The sequence below is a fragment of the Mycolicibacterium wolinskyi str. Jessa 2025 genome (genome assembly GCF_049241375.1).
Taxonomy (GTDB): Bacteria; Actinomycetota; Actinomycetes; order Mycobacteriales; family Mycobacteriaceae; genus Mycobacterium; species Mycobacterium wolinskyi.
This window is the reverse complement of sequence record NZ_CP185960.1, coordinates 3,688,632-3,708,875: the sequence shown is the minus strand read 5'-3', so window position 1 is coordinate 3,708,875 and position 20,244 is coordinate 3,688,632. Positions and strand designations below refer to the sequence as shown.

The 20,244-nt window shown below is 67.1% G+C and carries 21 protein-coding genes; 15 read left to right on the top strand and 6 right to left on the bottom strand.

The annotated features are described in order from the left end of the window. Positions 1–81: 81 nt before the first annotated feature. From ACOI2T_RS18365 to ACOI2T_RS18340, 6 genes are all read left to right on the top strand, one after another. Entirely contained in the window at positions 82–1,293 is a 1,212-nt protein-coding gene (locus ACOI2T_RS18365; RefSeq protein WP_067845625.1) for a branched-chain amino acid ABC transporter substrate-binding protein, read from the top strand. Positions 1,294–1,377: 84 nt separating this feature from the next. Beyond that, on the top strand, positions 1,378–2,415 hold the full coding sequence (locus ACOI2T_RS18360) for a branched-chain amino acid ABC transporter permease (RefSeq protein WP_085143512.1): 1,038 nt from the start codon (positions 1,378–1,380) through the stop codon (positions 2,413–2,415). After that, positions 2,412–3,614 (top strand): branched-chain amino acid ABC transporter permease, encoded by a 1,203-nt coding sequence (locus tag ACOI2T_RS18355; protein WP_409506096.1) that lies wholly within the window; start codon positions 2,412–2,414, stop codon positions 3,612–3,614. The genes ACOI2T_RS18360 and ACOI2T_RS18355 overlap by 4 nt, the downstream gene beginning before the upstream one ends. Then, positions 3,611–4,462 carry an ABC transporter ATP-binding protein gene (locus ACOI2T_RS18350; protein ID WP_409506095.1) on the top strand — a complete coding sequence of 284 codons (852 nt, stop codon included), beginning with the start codon at positions 3,611–3,613 and terminating at the stop codon, positions 4,460–4,462. The genes ACOI2T_RS18355 and ACOI2T_RS18350 overlap by 4 nt, the downstream gene beginning before the upstream one ends. Positions 4,463–4,466: 4 nt before the next feature. Further along, positions 4,467–5,216, top strand: a complete 750-nt coding sequence (locus tag ACOI2T_RS18345; RefSeq protein WP_409506094.1) for an ABC transporter ATP-binding protein — start codon at positions 4,467–4,469, stop codon at positions 5,214–5,216. Positions 5,217–5,226: 10 nt separating this feature from the next. Continuing rightward, positions 5,227–5,553 (top strand): YnfA family protein, encoded by a 327-nt coding sequence (locus ACOI2T_RS18340; RefSeq protein WP_067845904.1) that lies wholly within the window; start codon positions 5,227–5,229, stop codon positions 5,551–5,553. 6 nt (positions 5,554–5,559) lie between these two features. Here ACOI2T_RS18340 and ACOI2T_RS18335 read toward each other — a convergent pair whose 3' ends face one another. Both ACOI2T_RS18335 and ACOI2T_RS18330 read right to left on the bottom strand, forming a co-directional pair. Then, positions 5,560–6,447, bottom strand: a complete 888-nt coding sequence (locus tag ACOI2T_RS18335; RefSeq protein WP_409506093.1) for an SCO6745 family protein — start codon at positions 6,445–6,447, stop codon at positions 5,560–5,562. A gap of 8 nt (positions 6,448–6,455) precedes the next feature. Continuing rightward, positions 6,456–7,172, bottom strand: a complete 717-nt coding sequence (locus ACOI2T_RS18330) for a FadR/GntR family transcriptional regulator (protein ID WP_409506092.1) — start codon at positions 7,170–7,172, stop codon at positions 6,456–6,458. Positions 7,173–7,294: 122 nt separating this feature from the next. On the opposite strand from ACOI2T_RS18330, the gene ACOI2T_RS18325 reads away from it, so the two are divergent. Then, positions 7,295–7,810 (top strand): gluconokinase, encoded by a 516-nt coding sequence (locus tag ACOI2T_RS18325; RefSeq protein WP_409506091.1) that lies wholly within the window; start codon positions 7,295–7,297, stop codon positions 7,808–7,810. After that, positions 7,807–9,255, top strand: coding sequence for a GntT/GntP/DsdX family permease (locus ACOI2T_RS18320; protein ID WP_409506090.1), 1,449 nt, complete (start codon positions 7,807–7,809; stop codon positions 9,253–9,255). The genes ACOI2T_RS18325 and ACOI2T_RS18320 overlap by 4 nt, the downstream gene beginning before the upstream one ends. 60 nt (positions 9,256–9,315) lie before the next feature. Here the strand turns inward: ACOI2T_RS18320 and ACOI2T_RS18315 are convergent, their stop codons facing one another. Together ACOI2T_RS18315 and ACOI2T_RS18310 are read right to left on the bottom strand one after the other, a co-directional pair. Continuing rightward, positions 9,316–9,828 (bottom strand): RDD family protein, encoded by a 513-nt coding sequence (locus tag ACOI2T_RS18315; RefSeq protein WP_409506089.1) that lies wholly within the window; start codon positions 9,826–9,828, stop codon positions 9,316–9,318. 16 nt (positions 9,829–9,844) lie between these two features. Further along, complete coding sequence (locus ACOI2T_RS18310) at positions 9,845–10,687, bottom strand: DoxX family protein (RefSeq protein WP_409506088.1); 843 nt, start codon at positions 10,685–10,687, stop codon at positions 9,845–9,847. A 146-nt stretch (positions 10,688–10,833) separates the two neighbouring features. On the opposite strand from ACOI2T_RS18310, the gene xylB reads away from it, so the two are divergent. The 5 genes from xylB (at position 10,834) to ACOI2T_RS18285 (ending at position 15,796) form a co-directional block, all read left to right on the top strand. After that, positions 10,834–12,231, top strand: a complete 1,398-nt coding sequence (xylB, locus tag ACOI2T_RS18305) for a xylulokinase (protein ID WP_409506087.1) — start codon at positions 10,834–10,836, stop codon at positions 12,229–12,231. Between the two features lie 93 nt (positions 12,232–12,324). Beyond that, on the top strand, positions 12,325–12,507 hold the full coding sequence (locus ACOI2T_RS18300) for a hypothetical protein (protein ID WP_275082534.1): 183 nt from the start codon (positions 12,325–12,327) through the stop codon (positions 12,505–12,507). A 12-nt stretch (positions 12,508–12,519) separates the two neighbouring features. Further along, on the top strand, positions 12,520–13,443 hold the full coding sequence (locus ACOI2T_RS18295; protein ID WP_409506086.1) for a LysR family transcriptional regulator: 924 nt from the start codon (positions 12,520–12,522) through the stop codon (positions 13,441–13,443). Positions 13,444–13,459: 16 nt separating this feature from the next. Further along, entirely contained in the window at positions 13,460–14,278 is an 819-nt protein-coding gene (locus ACOI2T_RS18290; RefSeq protein WP_409506085.1) for an acyl-CoA thioesterase domain-containing protein, read from the top strand. Positions 14,279–14,314: 36 nt separating this feature from the next. Next, positions 14,315–15,796 (top strand): FGGY-family carbohydrate kinase, encoded by a 1,482-nt coding sequence (locus ACOI2T_RS18285; RefSeq protein WP_409506084.1) that lies wholly within the window; start codon positions 14,315–14,317, stop codon positions 15,794–15,796. On the opposite strand, the gene ACOI2T_RS18280 is transcribed toward ACOI2T_RS18285, so the two are convergent. Together ACOI2T_RS18280 and ACOI2T_RS18275 are read right to left on the bottom strand one after the other, a co-directional pair. Further along, complete coding sequence (locus ACOI2T_RS18280; protein WP_409506083.1) at positions 15,781–16,572, bottom strand: SDR family NAD(P)-dependent oxidoreductase; 792 nt, start codon at positions 16,570–16,572, stop codon at positions 15,781–15,783. The genes ACOI2T_RS18285 and ACOI2T_RS18280 overlap by 16 nt on opposite strands. Next, on the bottom strand, positions 16,569–17,591 hold the full coding sequence (locus ACOI2T_RS18275; protein WP_409506082.1) for a sugar-binding transcriptional regulator: 1,023 nt from the start codon (positions 17,589–17,591) through the stop codon (positions 16,569–16,571). The genes ACOI2T_RS18280 and ACOI2T_RS18275 overlap by 4 nt, the downstream gene beginning before the upstream one ends. A 119-nt stretch (positions 17,592–17,710) precedes the next feature. Between ACOI2T_RS18275 and eltD the strand changes: the two genes are divergently transcribed. Both eltD and ACOI2T_RS18265 read left to right on the top strand, forming a co-directional pair. After that, on the top strand, positions 17,711–18,799 hold the full coding sequence (gene eltD / locus ACOI2T_RS18270) for an erythritol/L-threitol dehyrogenase (RefSeq protein WP_409506081.1): 1,089 nt from the start codon (positions 17,711–17,713) through the stop codon (positions 18,797–18,799). A gap of 17 nt (positions 18,800–18,816) precedes the next feature. Further along, positions 18,817–20,241 carry an ABC transporter substrate-binding protein gene (locus ACOI2T_RS18265; RefSeq protein WP_067845659.1) on the top strand — a complete coding sequence of 475 codons (1,425 nt, stop codon included), beginning with the start codon at positions 18,817–18,819 and terminating at the stop codon, positions 20,239–20,241. Positions 20,242–20,244 lie beyond the last annotated feature (3 nt).

Sequence of the window (20,244 nt, the reverse complement as noted above, 5' to 3'; positions counted from 1 at the left end):
GTTCTACCCGAAGCATCGACGCCGGCCCCCGCACGGGTGTCGGCGTCGGCGCCGCTGACAACACTGACCCGGAGGTGAAGCGTGCGCAGTCGCGTGGCACGGAAAGCATTTGCTCTCGGTAGTGCGGGTGTGGTTGCACTTGCCATTGCCGGCTGCAGCCAATCCACACCTGAGGAAGAAGCAGCCCAGACCAATTTGAGGATCGTCGAGAAAGTCCAGATCGACGAGAACGGCGCCGAGGTCAAAGCTGCCGAGGGTGTTGCCCCCGCCGATCCCGCCGGGGACGGCAAGGCCACCTGCCCGCCCGTGATGATCGCGATGATGGGTGCGCTCAACGGACCGGACGCTGCGCTCGGCATCAACATCAAGAACGGTGTGCAGCTTGCGATCGACAAGCACAACGCCGCCAACCCCGGTTGCCAGGTGCAGCTGAAGACCTTTGACACCGAAGGGGATCCGCAGAAGGCCACCGGTGTGGCCCCGCAGATCGTCGACGAACCGTTCATCATCGGTCTGGTGGGGCCGGCGTTCTCCGGCGAGACCAAAGCCACCGGTGACGTGTTCAACCAGGCCGGGCTGGTGGCCACGACGGCCTCTGCCACCAATGTCACGTTGAGCGAGAACGGCTGGCGGACGTTCTTCCGCGGCCTCGCCAACGATGGTGTGCAGGGTCCATCGGTGGCCAATTACCTGAAGAACACGCTCGGCCACAAAAAGGTGTGTGTGGTCGACGACAGCACCGACTACGGCCTCGGTCTCGCCGAAGCCGTGCGCCAAACCCTTGGGCCGGTTGCCGATTCGGCATGCAACATCTCGGTCAAGAAGGGCGACAAGGACTTCTCGGCGGCGGTCACCCAGATCAAGGGTGCGGCACCCGAGTCGGTGTTCTACAGCGGCTACTACTCCGAGGCCGCGCCGTTCGTCCAGCAGCTCAAGGACGGCGGTGTCGAAACGACGTTCGTCAGCGCGGACGGCACGAAGGATCCCGAGTTCGTCAAGCAGGCCGGCGAATCGTCGAAGGGCGCGCTGCTGTCGTGCCCGTGCGGTCCGGCGACCGGTGCGTTCGCCGACGAGTACACCCAGAAGTTCGGCCAGGAGCCCGGCACGTACAGCACCGAGGGCTATGACCTCGGCACGATCCTGCTGAAGGGCATCGATTCCGGCGCCATCACCCGGGACGCGCTGTTGAATTACGTCCGCAACTACGACGGCCAGGGCGTCGCCCGTAAGTACCAATGGACCGACAAGGGTGAGCTGACCACCACCCTCATCTGGATGTACGACGTCCAGTAGTCCACCAGACGAGACGCGTCCGAGGCCGCAACAGGGACTCGGACGCGTTTCGTTTCACCTCGCTGATCAGGGAGCCGCCACCGGATGATCCATCAGTGCGTCGACCAGTACGTCTGCCTGGCTGACAACATCAGCTTCAACCTCGAGGGCTTGCGAAACGGCTTCTGGCAGTTGACGATCGACGGCCTCTCCTGGGGTGCGATCTACGCGCTGGTGGCAGTGGGATACACGCTGGTGTTCGGCGTGTTGCGGCTCATCAACTTCGCGCATTCCGAGATCTTCATGCTCGGCATGTTCGGCGCCTACTTCTGCCTCGACGTGATCCTCGGCTTCACGCCGAGCGGCAACGCCTACAACAAAGGCATCGCGCTCACCGTGTTGTATCTGGCGATCGCCATGTTGTTCGCGATGCTGGTGTCGGGATCGGCGGCCGTCGGCCTGGAATTCATCGCCTACCGCCCGCTGCGAAAACGCAACGCGCGCGCGTTGACGTTCCTCATCACGGCGATCGGCATGTCGTTCGTGCTGCAGGAATTCGTGCACTTCGTGTTGCCGAAACTGCTCAAGGGCTACGGCGGAAGCAATGCGCAACAGCCCATCACCCTCGTTCAGCCGAAGACGCAGTTCACCATCTTCGGCGCGACGGTCTCGAACGTGACGCTCGTGATCATCGGCGCGGCACTGGTGTTCGCGGTGCTCACCGACATCGCGATCAACCGCACCAAGTTCGGCCGCGGCATCCGCGCGGTCGCGCAGGATCCGACCACCGCGACGCTGATGGGCGTCTCGCGCGAGCGGATCATCATGACGACGTTCCTGATCGGCGGGCTTCTGGCCGGGGCCGCGGCGCTGCTGTACACCCTCAAGGTGCCGCAGGGCATCATCTATTCGGGTGGATTCCTGTTGGGCATCAAGGCATTCTCGGCCGCGGTGCTCGGCGGCATCGGCAACTTGCGCGGCGCGCTGTTGGGCGGTCTGCTGTTGGGAATCATGGAGAACTACGGGCAGGCGGTGTTCGGGACCCAGTGGCGCGACGTCGTCGCGTTCGTTCTGCTCGTCCTGGTTCTGCTGTTCCGGCCGACGGGCATACTCGGTGAGAGCCTTGGGAAGGCGCGGGTATGAGCGACAAGCACACATCCGAAACCAGCAGCCCGGTCACCAGGACGCTGTTGGCGCCCGGTGACGTCCTCCGCGACTCGTGGTCGACATTGCCGCGGGTGGCCAAGTGGGGTGTCGGCGTCGTCGGCTTCACGCTGCTGGGCCTGCTGCCGCTGTTCACCCCGAGCTTTCTGAACACCCCTGGCATCAGCTTCGGCGGCACGATGGCGCAGTTCGCGATGATCGCCATCATCGCCATCGGCCTCAATGTCGTCGTCGGCCAGGCCGGCCTGCTTGATCTCGGCTACGTCGGTTTCTACGCCGTCGGCGCCTATACCGTCGCGTTGCTGACGAGCCCGGACAGTCCGTGGAACAAGATGGGGCCCGACGGCTTCTTCAGCAAGGACTGGGCGTGGCTGTCGTGCGTTCCGCTGGCGATGGCCGTGACCGCGCTGGCCGGCCTGATCCTCGGCACGCCGACCCTGCGGCTGCGCGGTGACTACCTGGCCATCGTCACTCTCGGCTTCGGCGAGATCATCCGGCTGCTCGCGGACAATCTGTCCGACATCACCAACGGGTCGCGTGGCCTCAACCAGGTCGCGTACCCGCGGGTGGGGGAGAGCGAGACGCTGCCCAATGGTGTGTTCTCCAGCGGTAACTCGACCGGCGTGGCGAACTACGGCACGTGGTGGTTCTGGCTCGGCCTGGTCTTGATGGTCGGCATCCTCCTTCTGGTCGGCAACCTGGAGCGCAGCCGGGTGGGCCGCGCCTGGGTCGCGATCCGCGAGGACGAGGACGCCGCAGAGGTGATGGGCGTCAACACGTTCCGGTTCAAGCTGTGGGCGTTCGTGATCGGCGCCGCGATCGGCGGGCTGTCCGGCGCGCTGTACGCAGGCCAGGTCCAGTATGTCGCGCCGCCGACGTTCAACATCATCAACTCGATGCTGTTCCTGTGCGCGGTCGTGCTCGGCGGGCAGGGCAACAAGCTCGGCGTGATCTTCGGCGCGTTCATCATCGTCTACCTGCCCAACCGGCTGCTCGGTGTGCACTTCCTCGGGATCAACATGGGCGACCTGAAGTACCTGTTCTTCGGGCTCGCCCTGGTGGTGTTGATGATCTTCCGGCCGCAGGGCCTGTTCCCGGTACGCCAACAGCTGCTGACGTACGGCAACTCGGCGCGCCGATTGTTGCGGGCGACGCCGGTCAAGGAGGGGACGTCGTGACCGAACCGCCGCAAGTGGCCGAAGAGACGATCGAAGAACTGGCGGGCGTCCACCGCGACATCAACGCCGCCGAAGGCGAGGTGCTGCTCGAAACCCACGATCTCACCGTCAAGTTCGGTGGGCTCGTGGCGCTGGACGCCGTCACGTTCAACATCCGTCGTGGTGAGATCCTCGGCCTGATCGGCCCCAACGGCGCAGGCAAGACCACCTGCTTCAACGCCATCACGGGTGTCTACCGGCCCAGTTCGGGCTCGGTGTCGTTCGACGGCGCGCCGTTGGGCAGGATCAAACGGCACCAGATCACCCGGCGCGGTATCGCCCGCACCTTCCAGAACATCCGGTTGTTCGGTGAGATGACCGCGCTGGAGAACGTCATGGTCGGCACCGACGCGCGCCACCGCACGTCGGTGCCCGGTGCGTTGATCCGCTCGCCGCGGCACCGTCGCGAGGAGAAGTCGGCGATCGAACGGGCGGCGGCCCTGCTGCATTTTGTGGGCATCGCCCACCGCGGTGAGGAGAAGGCGAAGAATCTGCCGTACGGCGACCAGCGCCGGCTCGAGATCGCCCGCGCGCTGGCCACCGAACCCAAGCTGCTGTGCCTCGACGAGCCTGCCGCCGGGTTCAACCCGAGCGAGAAGGCCGCGTTGATCGACCTGATCCGCAAGATCCGCGATGACGGCTACACCGTGCTGCTGATCGAGCACGACATGCGTCTGGTGATGGGCGTGACCGACCGCATCGTGGTGCTGGAGTTCGGCCGCAAGATCGCCGACGGCTTGCCCGCTCAGATCCGCGAGGATCCGAAGGTCATCGCCGCTTATCTGGGGGTGCCCGATGACACCGTCTGACACTATGTCCGACCCGCAATCCGGATCCGCCCGGCCGGTCCTGCTCGAGGTGCGCGACGTCGTCGTGCACTACGGCAGAATCCAAGCGCTGCACGGAGTTTCGCTCGTGGTTCACGAAGGTGAACTCGTCACGCTGCTCGGCTCCAACGGGGCGGGCAAGACCACCATGATGCGGGCCATCTCGGGCCTTCGGGCGCTGACATCGGGTTCGGTGTGGTTCGAAGGACGTGACATCTCCCGGGTCAAGGCGCACCGCCGCGTCGCCGACGGTCTCATCCAAGCACCGGAGGGTCGCGGCGTGTTCCCCGGCATGACCGTGCTGGAGAACCTCGAAATGGGCTGTTACGGACGCAAATTCGCCTCCAAACAGGAACATGCCGAGCGTCTCGATTGGGTGCTCGAGACGTTCCCGCGGCTGGCCGAACGGCGGACTCAGGTAGGTGGCACGCTCTCCGGCGGGGAACAGCAGATGCTCGCGATCGGCCGGGCCCTGATGGCCCGCCCCAGAGTGCTGCTCCTCGACGAGCCGTCGATGGGATTGGCGCCCATGGTGATATCGCAGATCTTCAAGATCATCGCCGACATCAATGCACAGGGCACCACGGTCCTGCTGGTCGAGCAGAACGCGCAACAGGCACTGAGCCGGTCGGACCGGGCCTACATCCTCGAAACCGGCAACGTCACCCGCACCGGTAACGCCAAGGAACTGCTGCAGGACGACAGCATTCGCGCGGCCTATCTCGGCGTCGCCTGACCGCAGCGTGATGGTTCTCAAATCGATCCTGCTGTTCGTCCTGGCGGCGGTGCTGGAGATCGGCGGCGCCTGGCTCGTGTGGCAGGGGGTACGCGAGCACCGCGGCTGGCTGTGGATCGGTGCGGGCATGATCGCGCTCGGCGCCTACGGCTTTGTCGCGGCATTTCAGCCCGACGCCCATTTCGGGCGGGTCCTGGCTGCCTACGGTGGCGTGTTCATCGCAGGCAGCTTGGCGTGGGGCATGGTGGCCGACGGCTTCCGGCCCGACCGGTGGGATGTCGCGGGCGCGCTCGTGTGCCTCGTGGGCGTCGGATTGATCATGTACGCCCCACGCTGACGCGGTTCAGGCCAGATGTGCGCAGTCGTCGTCGAGGTCGTGGCGGCTCAGGCCCATCGGGGTGACAACCGGCACATCACCGGCGGCCACGACCTGACGGGTGATCGGGGTCAAGGCACCGAACAGTCTCTCGACCTCGTCGTCGGTCAGCGTGTCCAGTGCGCGCAGCGCCAATGCGTCGGTGCGATCTTCGACGGCCTGCTTGGCCGCGCGGCCGCTTTCGGTGAGCTCACCGTCGCCGTCCAGCCAACCGCGTTGACGCAGTGACTCGGAGTAGTGCTGCCACTGTTCGTCGTCGTAGTCGCGGCTGCGCATGATCATGTCTCGCGGCACCCGGCCCGCCGCGGCGTGCAGCACGTTGCATTCCCGGCCGCTGATGCCTTCGGCCGCAAGCACCGCGACATGCGCGTCGCCGCGCTGCTCGCGCAGCAGGGTGACGGCCTGCCAGAGCCTGGCTATCGGATCGTCGGGCCAGTCCAGCGCCAGGTTGGCGGCATAGAGCGGACGGCCATCGAGAGGAGCCGACCGCGCGGCTTTGGCCGCTAGTTCGGCCGCCGTCCGGGTGGCGTCGCCATCCGTCACACCGGACCGCCGCAACGCTGCCACCGCGGATTCGAGGCGGACCGCCAGAAGCGTTGCCGGAGAGGCGATGTCCCAGGCGGCCGGCAGCGCCTTCGCCACACGTTCCGCGGTGAAGTTGTAGAACACCGCCGTGACGACTTCGGGCGGCACGATCCCGAACGGCGCCGACCGTGCGGCGAAATAGCCCATCCAGAATCCGCGATAGCCCAGCGACTCCAGTGCGGAGCGGGACTCCGGGGCGAAGTACGTGACAGCGTGTACCGGTTCCAGGCGGTCGAAGAAACGACGCGCCAGCGATGGCGTGCGACCCACGCCGTCAGTTAACCACTGCCGTCATCACTGTCGGCGACCGCGGTCGCCGCCTCGTCGATGATCGCGCGCATGGCGCGTTCGGCCGCGTCCTCGTCACGCAATCGGATGGCGCGCGCGACTTCGTCGTGGAGTTCGATCGCCGCCGGGTTGGGGATCTCGGGCATCATGCCGTGGTGGGTGCGGCCCGTGAGCACCTCGGCGACGACGTCGTTGAGCGCGCGGAACATCTCATTGCCGCTGGCCTCGAGCAACGTGCGGTGAAAAACCTTGTCGGCCAGCAGATACGCTTCCAGATCCCCGGCTCGCCCGTGCACCACCATGTCGGACACCGCGGCAGCCATGATGCGGCATTGATCGGGATTGGCCCTGCGCGCCGCCAGTGCCGCGGCCGCAGGTTCGAAACCGCGGCGCAGTTCGGACAGCGACACGAGTTGCGCGGCGCGATCATTGGATTCCAGGCGCCACCGAATCAGCCTGGGGTCGAAGACGTTCCAGCTCGTGGCCGGCCGGATGGTGATCCCGACCCGGCGGCGGGATTCGATCATGCCCATCGACTCCAGCACGCGGATCGCTTCACGCGCGACGCTGCGCGACACGCCGTACTGGGCGCCCACCCCTTCGAGGGTTAACACGTGTCCGGCGGGGAATTCCCCGGACACGATCGCGGTGCCGAGCGCCGTCAACACGTTGCCGTGCAACGCGCCGACATTAGAGGGCAAGGACACATATACATCCTGTCATACGGTTGAGCGATGAGATAAAAACAGATCAAAGCGAGATTCTCTTGCAATGATCTGACTTTTAAGCCATGCTGTGTGACGACAAGCACAACAATGAGGTGGAGCGGATGGGATCACCAATCGTCGTCATGGGCGTATCCGGCTCGGGGAAATCAACCGTCGGAGCCGCCCTGGCGCAGCGTCTACGCGTGCCGTTCGGGGATGCAGACGATTTCCACCCACCCGCCAACGTCGCCAAGATGACGGCCGGCCATGCCCTCGACGACCAAGACCGTTATCCGTGGCTCGAGGCGATCGGAGAGTGGCTCGCGGACCACGAAGACGGCGGCGTCATGAGCTGCTCGGCGCTCAAACGCAAGTACCGTGACCAACTTCGGCGGCACTGCCCCGACGTCCAGTTCCTGCATCTCACCGGATCTCCTGAGGTCATCGGCCGCCGCCAAGCCAGCCGCCCGGGACACTTCATGCCCCCGAGCCTGCTGGCATCCCAGTTCCAGACCCTTGAGCCGCTCGACCCCGATGAGGCGGGTATCGCCATCGACGTCGACCAGAACATCGACGCCATCATCGACCGTTACGTCACCCAAACCGCCACCCGCTCAACCGAACAGGAGAACCGATGAACTCCGCCCTCAGCTCTCTGGCGGCCGATCCCGAACTGGCACAACCGGTCGCCGCGGGGTGGCAACTGGTGTTGGCCGCGCTGGCCGGTATCGCGTTGATCGTCGTACTGATCACGATCACCAAACTGCATCCGTTTCTCGCCCTGATCTTCGGCGCGCTGGCCGTCGGAGTGGTGGCAGGCGAGAACGTCGGCACGGTGCTGGAGTCGTTCGGCGACGGATTCGGTAGCACGGCAGCAAGTGTCGGCATCCTCATCGCACTGGGCGCGATGTTCGCCAAGCTTCTCGCCGATTCCGGAGGCGCCGACGAGATCGTCGACACGATCGTCGGTCACGCCTCACCCCGCGCCTTGCCGTGGGCAATGGCGTTGGTGGGCGCCATCATCGGCCTGCCGATGTTCTTCGAGATCGGCCTGGTCCTGTTAATGCCGGTGATCTACCTCGTCGCGCGCCGTTCGCAGCTGTCACTCATCACCGTCGGAATCCCGGCACTGGCCGGCCTCTCGGTCATGCACGGCCTGGTGCCGCCCCACCCCGGCCCGCTCACGGCCATCGGCCTGCTGAACGCCGACCTGGGCGTCACGCTGGCACTGGGTGTCCTCGTGGCCATCCCGACGCTGATTCTGGCGGGCCCGCTGTTCGGTACGCTCGCCGGCCGCTGGGTGGTACTTGAGGCCCCGGACCGGTTCACCACCACCGAGGCGTCGTCTTCCGGCGGCGGCACCACTGCGGCAGCCGCCGGGCCCGGCCCGGGCACAGCCACCGAGACGAAGGTTCGGCCGAGTTTCGGCATCACCATCTTCAGTGTTCTGCTGCCGGTCGCGTTGATGATGGGCAAGGCGCTCGCCGACATCTTCATCGAGGACGAAGAGAACCCGGTGCGGGTCGCGTTCGACATCCTCGGCCGTCCCTTGATGGCGCTGCTGATCGCCGTCGTCGTCGGAATGTTCACCCTCGGCCTCGGCGCCAAGATGACGCGGGATCAGATCGTCAAGAGCGTCGAGACGTCGCTTCCACCGGTGGCGGGCATCATCCTGATCGTCGCGGCGGGCGGCGGTTTCAAGCAGGTCCTGGTCGACACCGGAATCGGAACCCTGCTCGCCGAGTGGGCCAAGGGCGCCAACGTTTCGGTGATTCTGCTGGCGTGGGTCCTGGCGGTCCTGATCCGACTGGCGACGGGCTCGGCGACGGTCGCCACGATCACGGCATCGTCGCTCATGCTCGGGCTCGTCGAGGGCATGAGCACCGGCGAGGTCTCGTTGGTCGTGCTTGCCGTCGGCGCCGGCTCACTGTTCTTCTCCCACGTGAACGACGCCGGGTTCTGGCTGGTCAAGGAGTACTTCGGGATGTCGGTCGGCCAGACGATCAAGACCTGGTCGATCATGGAGACCGTCTTGTCGGTGGCCGGCCTGATCTTCGTGCTGTTGCTCGGCCTGGTGATCTGACCACACGTACGGCGAGGCCCCCGGTCCCACCGGGACCGGGGGCCTCGCCGATACCGGCTGTCAGCGCCTGACGACCTGGGTGCCGCCGGCGAAGTCGTCGTGCTTGCCCTGCTTTGTGGGGCTGCCGCTCACGGTCACCGCGATCACGATGATGGCGACGACCCCGAGGAACCCGCCCACGAGCGGGATGATCGGCAGCAGCGTGAACGCATTGCGGATCGCCGACTGCGCCGCGGTCGGCTTCGGTGCCCCACCCGGTCCCCGCACCGCCAGCCCGAGCACCTTCTTGCCCGGCGTCCAACCCTGGGTCACTTCGAAACCGACGAAGTACATGAACATCAGGAGCCCGGTGAACAACCCCGTGACCCAGTAGCTCGACAGCGAATCGGTGAAGAAGGCCAAGAAGAAGGCCACGATGCCGACGACGATGCCGTCGATCACGCGCGCGAAGAAGCGCCGCGCCAACCCACCCGGCGCCTGCGCGCCGTACGGGGGTTGCGCCCCGTACGGCGGCGGATAGCCACCCGGTTGTCCGTAGGGTCCCGGTTGCGGCTGGAAATCACCCGTTGTCATGCCTCAAAACTACCGGTCACCGCCGCTGATCGAGCTGGCTTCGCGCCCGGTCGGCGAGCGTCGCGCTGCGTTCGCGAGCGGTCTCCGCCAGTTCGGGTCCACGTTCGCGGGCGACGTCGGCCAGTACCGCGCCGCGCTCGCGGGCGGCATCGGCCAGCACCCCGCCACGCTCACGTGCCACATCGGCAAGGGCGGCGCCGCGTTCACGTGCCGCTTCGGCCAGTTCCGGCGCGTGCTCGCGGGCAACCTGCGCGAGTTCGCTCGCCCGCTCGCGTGCGACGTCGGCGAGCTCACGTCCCCGTTCCGCACCGACCGCCAGGCCGTGACCGATCTTCTCGACGACCGGATTGTCGGCGAGCGAATCACCCGCCGCGGCCCCGGCCGGGAGTGCCGCCGCAACCGTCGCGGTGACCTTCTGCGCGGCGTGACGTCCGCGCCAGGCCAGTCCCGGCTTACCCGCGGTGTCGGCCGCGGCGATGATCAGTCCGCCGATCAAACTGACATCGGTGAGGAAGGCTTTCCGCTCATCGGCCGCCCGCTGCGGATCGGTCTCTTTCCAAAAACTGTGTGCGCCAAGGCTGCCGGGAACCACGCTGAGAGCCAGCGCGGCAGCGGTCAGGCGGGGGAGCCTGCCGGTGGCGAGCAACAACCCGCCCGCGACCTGAACCATCCCGTTGACCCGGGCCACGGTTTCGGCATTGGTCGGCACATTCGGCCCAACGGGAGCGGGCAGCATGCTCAGCGCGCCCAGCGTCGGCCGGGCGGCGTCCGCGGCGGGCTTCGGACTGCGCAGGGCATCCACTCCACGCGCGATGAACGTGGCCGACAACATGGGTCGAGCGATTCTTCGGATCAACATGCGGGTAGGGATTCCCCGAATGCGCCCGTGCAAACCTGAGCGGCCACGTCATAGCCGCCCTGCTCACCGAGTGAATTCATCACCCGCACCGACACCGGGATCAACACGCAGGCCACGACCCGTCCGATGGGGGTAGCTTCTCAGGCGTGTCTCTAGTTGCCGGCATCGATTCCTCGACCCAGTCCTGCAAGATCGTCGTCTGCGACGCCGAGAGCGGCGCGGTCGTGCGCTCAGCCTCCGCGCCGCACCCCGGCGGAACCGAGATCGATCCGCACCGGTGGTGGGACGCACTACAGACCGCGGTGAGTGCGGCAGGCGGCCTCGACGACGTCGCCGCGATCTCGGTCGGCGCGCAGCAGCACGGCATGGTGTGCCTGGACCGAAACGGTCAGGTCGTGCGAGATGCCCTGTTGTGGAACGACACCCGCTCGGCGTCCAGCGCCGCCGATCTCGTCGAGGAGCTCGGCGGGGCGGCCGAGTGGGCGAAAGCCGTCGGCGTGGTGCCGGTGGCCTCGATCACCGCGACCAAGTTGCGCTGGCTCGCCGACAACGAACCCGAGCATGCGGATGCGACGGCCGCGGTATGCCTGCCACACGACTGGCTGAGTTGGCGGCTGTCCGGCTCGACCGACCTCGCCGATCTGCGTACCGACCGCAGCGATGCGAGCGGCACGGGCTACTTCTCGGCCGAGACCGACACATACCGCCCCGACCTGCTGGAACTCGCCATGCGCGGCAGGAGGCCTGCCGTGCCCGCGGTCGTCGGCCCGCGTGATGCCGCCGGGCGGCTGCCCAACGGGGCCGTCATCGGTGCGGGTGCCGGCGACAACGCCGCGGCGGCGTTGGGTCTCGGTGCCGGACCGGGTGACTGCATCGTCTCGCTGGGGACCTCGGGCGTCGTCAGTGCGGTGGGCAGCGCAGCCCCACACGATGCGGAGGGCATCGTCGCCGGGTTCGCCGACGCGACCGGCAGACAGCTGCCGTTGGTCTGCACGCTCAACGGCGCCCCGGTGCTCGCCGCGTCGGCCGCGATGCTGCGCGTGGACTTCGACGAGTTCGACCGCCTGGCGCTGTCGGCGCCACCGGGCGCCGAAGGGCTGACGCTGGTGCCGTATCTGGAGGGGGAGAGGTCCCCGAACCTGCCGCGGGCGCGCGGTGCGCTGCATGGGGTGACGGTGGGAAACTTCAACTCCGCCAACGTGGCTCGGGCCAGTGTGGAGGGTCTGCTGGCGTCGATGGCGTACTGCATCGACAAGATCGTCGGTTACGGCGTCGACATCGAACGCGTCATCCTCGTCGGCGGAGGTGCCCGTTCGGAAGCGGTCCGCCGCATCGCCCCGGCGATCCTGGGCCGCCCGGTCGAGGTGCCACCGCCCGGCGAGTACGTGGCACTGGGAGCCGCGCGGCAGGCCGCCTGGGCACTGGCCCAACAAGATTCACCGCCGTCCTGGACGCCCGGTCTGGTCACGCCGTACACCGCGACACCGACCCCACAAGTCGTCGAACAGTATCTGGCGGCGCAGCCGCTGACATTGGGGCAGTGACCGATTGAAGTAGTCGACTACGCGTGCGGGCCGCCGGGCCGCGGCTCGACACTGGGCATCGGAAGCGCAGTTCCGGTCCAGTGAGGAGCCACGATGACGCCACCGGCCACGGGCGAGGCCCTCATGACCCGTCAAGCCGTCACCACCGCTACCGCGGCGGTCACGGCGACCTGCTTCGAGAACTGCAGTCCGTTGCGTACCCGGTGCCCGGGACCGGCCGCTCGCTTGTCGTGCGATGAGGACGGCTGCTGGACGGCGGTGTGCCGGGCACGATGAACAATGGGGGTCGTGGACACGCGGCGCCTTCGTTTGTTGCTGGCCCTATCCCGCCTCGGCTCGATGCGGGCCGTCGCGGATGCCTTTTCCCTGACAACGTCGACGGTGTCGCAACAGCTGGCGGCGTTGGCCAAGGAAACCGATACCCAACTCATCGAACCCGACGGGCGCCGCGTGCGTCTCACGCCGGCCGGGCAGCGCCTGGCCGACCACGCCGTCACGATTCTCGCGGCCGTCGATGCCGCGCGGCTGGATCTCGATCCCGACGCGGAACCGGCGGGCACCTTGCGGGTGGGAGGGTTCGCCACCGGGATCCGGGTCTCGCTGCTGCCGATCCTCCACGACCTCGCGGACACGCACCCCAACGTCGACGTCGTCATCAGTGAGCACGAACCGATCGAGGCATTCGAGCTACTCGTCAACGACGACCTCGACCTGGCGCTGACATACGAATACGATCTGGCCCCCGCATCTCCGGACGCCGTGCTCGAGTCGGTCGCACTGTGGTCGACCCCATGGGGTCTCGGGGTGCCCGCCGACGATCCCAACACCGTCGCCGATCTGCTCAGCTATTCCGAACGGTCGTGGATCGTCAACTCCCGCAACACCGCTGACGAGGATGCCGTCCGCACGTTGGCGTCGCTGGCCGGGTTCACCCCGCAGATCGCCCACCAGATCGACAGCCTCGACCTCGTGGAAGATCTGATCTTCTCGGGCTACGGCGTGGGTCTGCTGCCGACCACCCGTCCGGCACGCGACGGGGTCAAGGTGCTGCCGCTGTCCGACCCGCACGTCGTCCTCACGGCGTTCGCGTTCACCCGGCGCGGTCGGTCGACCTGGCCGCCGTTGCGTCTGGTGCTCGACCGGCTGCGGCCGGCCGATCACAGACCGCTGCCGCTCAAGAGCTGGCCCCGGCCGACCGCGGCGGGCGCGTGAGTGCGACGATGCGCGAATGACCGACGCCGCGGCCCACTTCACGCGATCCGACCAGGACCGGTTCGAGCCGACCCGGTTCGCCCAGAGCCACTGGGGCGAAGACCACCTCAACGGCCCGGCGCTGGTCGGTCTGGCGGCTCATGCGCTCGAATCGGCGTTCGGCGTGCCCGAGTTCCTGCCTGCCCGGTTGACCGTCGACCTGTTCAAGGCCGCCCGCGGCGTACCGACGACGACGAAGGTCGCGTTGATTCGCGATGGCAGGCGCGTGCGGAACTCGGAGTGTGAACTCGTCCAGGACGGCGTCACGGTCGCGCGCGCCACGCTGGTGCAGTACCGCCGGTCGTCGGCGCCGCAGGGCGAGGAGTGGGTGTCCGACGCGCGGTTCGAGCCGCCGGCCGAGGTCGACGGTGAGCCCATGACGTACATGGGCAGCGACGCGAACGGGTGGAGCCGGGCGATCGCCGACCACCAGAACACCTCGCGCAAGCGCTTCATGAACCGGACCATCACGGTGGTGGAGGGTCAGCGGAACTCGCCGTTCGTGCGGGCCGCGATGTCCGCCGAGGGCACCAGCCTGGTCACCAACCTCGGTACCCACGGCGTCGGCTACATCAACGGCGATCTCACCGTGGCGCTGTCGCGGTTGCCGCTGGATGAATGGGTCGGCGTGCAGGCCGACGCGCACTGGACAGCCGACGGGATCGCCGTCGGCTCGTCCACGCTCTTCGACCGTGCCGGTGCGTTCGGGACCGGTCTGGTCACCGCGGTGAGCAATCCCGCGGCGCAGATCGACTTTGCCAACGACCCGTTTCCGGACCGCACCGCACCGAGGTGACCCACCGCTTGGGGGCGGCGTCGTAGGGTTGTCGGCGTGGACTTGCTGCTCGGAATCGACATGGGGACGGGGAGCACCAAAGGCGTCCTGGTCGACGCGTCGGGCTCGGTGATCGCGACCGAAACCGTCCCGCACTCGATGGACCTTCCCCGGCCCGGCTGGGCCGAGGTCGATGCGGAACAGCTGTGGTGGCGCGAGGTTTGCCAGATCAGTTCCGCGCTGATGGCGCAGCTGCCGAGCGGCGGCAGGCTCGCCGGCATGTGTGTGAGCGGCGTGGGCCCCTGCCTGGTGTTGTGCGACGACGCCATGCGGCCGTTGCGTCCCGCGATCCTCTACGGCATCGACACCAGGGCGTCGGCCGAGATCACGGCGCTCACCGACGAGCTCGGCGAAGCCGCGATCCTGCAGCGCGCAGGCACGCTGCTGTCGAGTCAGGCGGTGGGCCCCAAGCTGGAATGGGTGCGCAATCACGAGCCCGACGTGTTCGAGCGGGCGACGGGTTGGTACGGGTCGAACTCGTACATCGCCGCGAAGCTGACCGGCGAATACGTGATGGATCACCACACTGCCAGCCAGTGCGATCCGCTGTACGCCACCCGCGAGTTCGAGTGGAATGTGCCGTGGGCGCAACGGATTTGCGGTCACCTGCCACTGCCGCGGCTGGTGTGGCCCAGTGATGTGGTTGGCACGGTGACCCCGCAGGCGGCGGCCGCGACCGGCGTTCCGGTCGGCACCCCGGTGTCGGCGGGCACCGTCGACGCCTACTCCGAGGCGTTTTCGGTCGGCGTCCGCCGGCCGGGCGATCAGATGCTGATGTACGGGTCGACGATGTTTCTGGTACAGATCATCGGCGAGTACCACAGCGACCCGGCGCTCTGGACGACGACGGGCGTCGAGCACGACACGTTGGCGCTGGCCGCCGGAACCTCGACTGCGGGAAGCCTGATCGGCTGGCTGCAGACGGTGACCGGCGGCGCGTCCTTCGATGAGTTGATGGCCGAGGCCGGCAGCGTGCCGCCGGGCAGCGAAGGCCTACTCGTGCTGCCGTATCTGGCGGGGGAGCGCACACCGGTCTTCGATCCGCAGGCGCGCGGCGTGGTGGCCGGGTTGACGCTGCGCCACGGGCGCGGCCATCTGTTCCGGGCGGCCTACGAGGGCATCTCGTTCGGCATTCGCCAGATCTTGGAGCGGTTCGACGACGCGCACACGGGCGCCCGCACGGTCGCGGTGGGCGGCGGGCTCCGTAGCCCGATCTGGGCTCAGGCGCTCAGCGACATCACCGGACGTCCGCAGTTGGTGCCCGAGCAGGCGATCGGGGCGAGTTACGGCGATGCGCTGCTCGCGGCGATCGGCGTGGGACTGGTTGCGCCCGACACGGATTGGGCCAAGATCGCGACGGAGATCAAACCCGATGCGCGGTACCGCGGTCTGTACGACGACCTGTACGCGACCTGGTGCGAGTTGTACCCGGCAACGAAAGACCAGGTGCACCGACTGGCGGCTCAGCCCATCGTGTAGCCGCCGTCGACGGGGATGTCGACGCCGTTGACCATGCTGGCGGCATCCGAGGCGAGCCATACCACCGCATCGGAGACTTCATGCGGTACGGCGAAGCGGCCCAACGGAATCCGGGCGATCATCGGGGCGGACTTGGCTTCGTCGCCCCACACCCGCTGGCCCATCTCGGTGAGCACCACAGTCGGACACACCGAATTGGCGCGGATGCCGTGCGGCCCGAGCTCGCGCGCGAGCACCTTGGTGGCCATGACCAGGCCGGCCTTGGATGCGCAGTAGGCATAGTGGTCGGGCAACGGCGCTAATGCCGCGGCCGAGGCCACGGTGATGATCGAGCCACGGGTGCCGGCGGCCACCATGGCGGCACCGACCGCCGACGCGAGCAGCGCGGGAGCGCGCAGGTTGACCGCGATGGTCGCGTCGAACAGCGCCGGATCGGTGTCGATCACCGGCTGCGGATGCGATATGCCGGCATTGTTCACCAGCACGTCGAGACCGCCGAACGCGTCGGCGGCCCGGCCGGCCAACTCCAACGGGCCATCGGCGTGCGCGAGATCGATTGCCTCGGTGTGCACTTCGACGCCGAACTCGTCGGCCAGGCCGGACCGTGCGGCGTCGAGCTCGCCGGCGTCGCGCCCGCTGAGTACGAGCCGGGCTCCGGCGGATGCGAAGGCTCTGGCGATGTCGGCGCCGATGCCTTTCGTGGCGCCGGTGATGAGGGCGCGTTTGCCGTCGAGGCGCAGCGCGCCGGCGTAACGCGGGTCGGCGAGAGTTGTCACTTCGACTCCGTGGTCTCGAGGATGGCGGCCGCAGTCGCCGGATCGGTCACAAGCTGGTTGAAATATCCGCCGCGGGCTCCGGCGATGATCGACTCGACCTTGTCCTTGCCGATGGCCACCGCGATCGTCACCGGAACATGGCGCAGCGCTTCGAGTTCCACCGCGATGAGCCGGTCGCTGCCGTCGAACTCGACGGCTTCGCCTGCGCGGTCGAAGAATCGCGAACACACGTCACCGACCGCCGACCGCAGCGAGCTCGACTCGGTGGGCACGAACCTGGGGATGTCCGAACGCATCAGCGGCGGCGCGCCAACCCCCATCAGTGCGCAGCGCGCCCGCGGCCACAGGTTCAGTACCCGCTGGATGCTCGGGTCGTTGATCAGTGACGGATACAGATCGGGTCCGGGCAGCGCGGGAGCGAACAGATAGTTGGGCCTGCCGTTGACCCGGTTGGCGACGAGCCGGGTGATCTCGTTGGTCTGGTACCACTCCTCGGGCTGATCGTTTCCGCCGACCGTCGGCGCGACCAAAACGCCCGGCAGGTCGACGAGCTCATACTGCGCGACCTCGTAGACCGTGCGGCCCGACGACACCAGCAGCACGTCGCCGGGCAGAAGGCCGGCGGCCGACAACGCACGCCCGACAGCGGGGGCCAGTGCCCCGCCCATGACGTCGACATGGGTCCGGCCGGGGCCGGGATGCGGCAGCGGATGGCTGAGGAAAACAGTGTTCAGCGCCAGGGCGCGGGTTAGCTGTGCGGCGATATCGCCGGTGCCGAGGCCGTCCGGAGGTACGACCTCGATGCGAACGATTCCTCGCCGCTTGGCTTCTGCGAGAAGGCGACTGACGGTTGCCCGGCTCGTGCCGAGCTGGGCCGCAACTTCGGCCTGGGTGGCTTCCTCGTTGTAGTACAGCTTTGCTGCGGCATACAGCAGGGAGGCCGGGAAATGGCCGGATTCAGCGTCGGGCGGCGAGCCGTCGACATTGGCCTGCGACGTTGGCTGGGCGGACCGGGGCACGCCATCGAGTATGGCACTGAACATCTGTTCGCGGTCAAGATTCTCTGAACATCTGTTCTGGACATATGTGCATAGGTTGGTTAATGTGACTGCAACCACAGTTCGAAAGGTGCGCTGGAATGTCCCAACAGATTCCCGAAAAGATGCAGGCAGTGGTGTGTCACGGCCCGCACGACTACCGACTCGAAGAGGTCGCGGTACCGCAGCGCGGTCCGGGCGAGGCGCTGATCCGCGTCGAAGCGGTGGGCATCTGCGCGAGCGATCTGAAGTGCTACCACGGCGCGGCGAAGTTCTGGGGCGACGAGAACCGGCCGGCATGGGCCGAGACCATGGTGATCCCCGGCCACGAGTTCGTGGGCCGGGTGGTCGAACTCGACGACGAGGCCGCCCAGCGGTGGGGCATCGCGGTCGGCGACCGGGTGGTGTCCGAGCAGATCGTGCCGTGCTGGGAGTGCCGCTTCTGCAAGCGCGGCCAGTACCACATGTGCCAGCCGCACGACCTGTACGGCTTCAAGCGCCGCACGCCGGGCGCGATGGCCAGCTACATGGTTTATCCGGCAGAAGCCCTCGTGCACAAGGTTTCTGCCGACATTCCACCCGCCCACGCCGCGTTCGCCGAGCCGCTGTCGTGCGCGCTGCACGCCGTCGAGCGGGCCCAGATCACGTTCGAGGACACCGTGGTGGTCGCGGGCTGCGGACCGATCGGCCTCGGCATGGTCGCCGGCGCCAAGTCCAAGAACCCCATGCGCGTCATCGCGCTCGACATGGCCCCCGAGAAGCTCAAGCTCGCCGAGCGCTGCGGTGCGGACCTGACCATCAACATCGCCGATCAGAACGCCGAGCAGATCGTCAAGGACCTCACCGAGGGCTACGGTGCCGACGTCTACCTCGAGGGCACCGGCCACACCTCGGCCGTGCCCCAGGGCCTCAACCTGCTGCGCAAGCTCGGCCGCTACGTCGAATACGGCGTCTTCGGCAGTGACGTCACCGTCGACTGGAGCATCATCAGCGACGACAAGGAACTGGATGTGCTCGGCGCACACCTCGGCCCGTACTGCTGGCCTGCCGCGATCAAGATGATCGAATCCGGCGTACTGCCGATGGATCAGATCTGCACCCATCAACTGCCGCTCACCGATTTCCAGAAAGGCCTGGACCTGGTGGCCAGTGGGAAGGAATCGGTCAAGGTCTCCCTGATCCCGGCATAGCAGAAGGCATCAACGCAATGAGGCGAGAATTGCATGCAAAGGGGCCGCAGCTGTCGCGGCGAAACATGTTGGCCGCCATGGGTTTGGCCGGCGCTGCTGCCGCGAGCCTGCCGGTTCTGTCGGCCTGCGGCATCGGTGGCCGGAACAGCGCACCCAACGGCGCGGGTGAGGTCACCGGCGGATTCGACTGGAAGAAGGCGTCCGGGTCGACCCTCAACATCCTGCAGACCCCGCACCCGTACCAGCTGTCGTATCAGCCGCTGCTCAAGGAGTTCACCGAGCTCACCGGTATCGACGTGAACGTCGACCTGGTGCCAGAGGCCGATTACTTCACCAAGCTCAACACCGAACTGGCCGGCGGCACCGGCAAACACGACGCGTTCATGTTGGGCGCCTACTTCATCTGGCAGTACGGCCCACCGGGGTGGATCGAGGATCTCAACCCGTGGCTGCAGAACAGTTCGGCCACCGCGGCGGACTACGACTTCGAGGACATCTTCGAGGGCCTGCGGACGTCGACCCGATGGGACTTCACACTCGGTCACCCGCTGGGCAGTGGCGGGCAGTGGGCCATCCCGTGGGGCTTCGAGAACAACGTCGTCGCCTACAACAAGAAGTACTTCGACCAGCGCGGTATCCGGCTGCCCGACAATTTCGACGATTTCATCCAGCTGGCAATCGATCTCACCGACCGCTCGGCCAACCGCTACGGCATCGCCACGCGCGGATCGAAATCCTGGGCGACCATCCACCCGGGCTTCATGACCCAGTACGTGCGCGAGGGTGCGGTCGACTACACCTTCGACGGCACCGACCTGGTCGCCGAGATGGCCAGCGACAAGGCTGTCGACTTCACCCGCAAGTGGATCGAGATGCAACACAAGGCCGGCCCGACGTCGTGGACCACCTACGACTATCCGAACGCCACCGGTGATCTCGGCGACGGCAAGGCCATGATGGTCTACGACGCCGACAGTGCCACGTACCCGAAGAACAAGCCCGGCGCCAGCGCCGAGGCGGGCAACCTCGGGTGGTATGCCGGCCCGGCCGGACCCGACGGCAACTACAAGACCAACCTGTGGACGTGGAGTTGGGCCATGAACGCCAACTCCCGCAACAAGTTGCCGGCCTGGCTGTTCATCCAGTGGGCCACCGGCAAGGAGTCGATGAACAAGGCCGTCGAAGGCGGCATCTACGCCGATCCGGTCCGAAAGTCCGTGTTCGACACCACGTTCAAGCGGGTCGCGGCCGACCAGGCCGGCTACCTCGAGGCGTTCGAAACCGTGATCGGGTCGTCGAAGATCCAGTTCACGCCGCAGAAGAAGTTCTTCGACACCACCAAGGACTGGGCGGTCGCCTTGCAGGACATCTACGGCGGCGACGACGCGGCCTCGCGCCTGCGCAGCCTGGCGAAGACCAACACCTCCAAGGTCAACCTCTAGGAG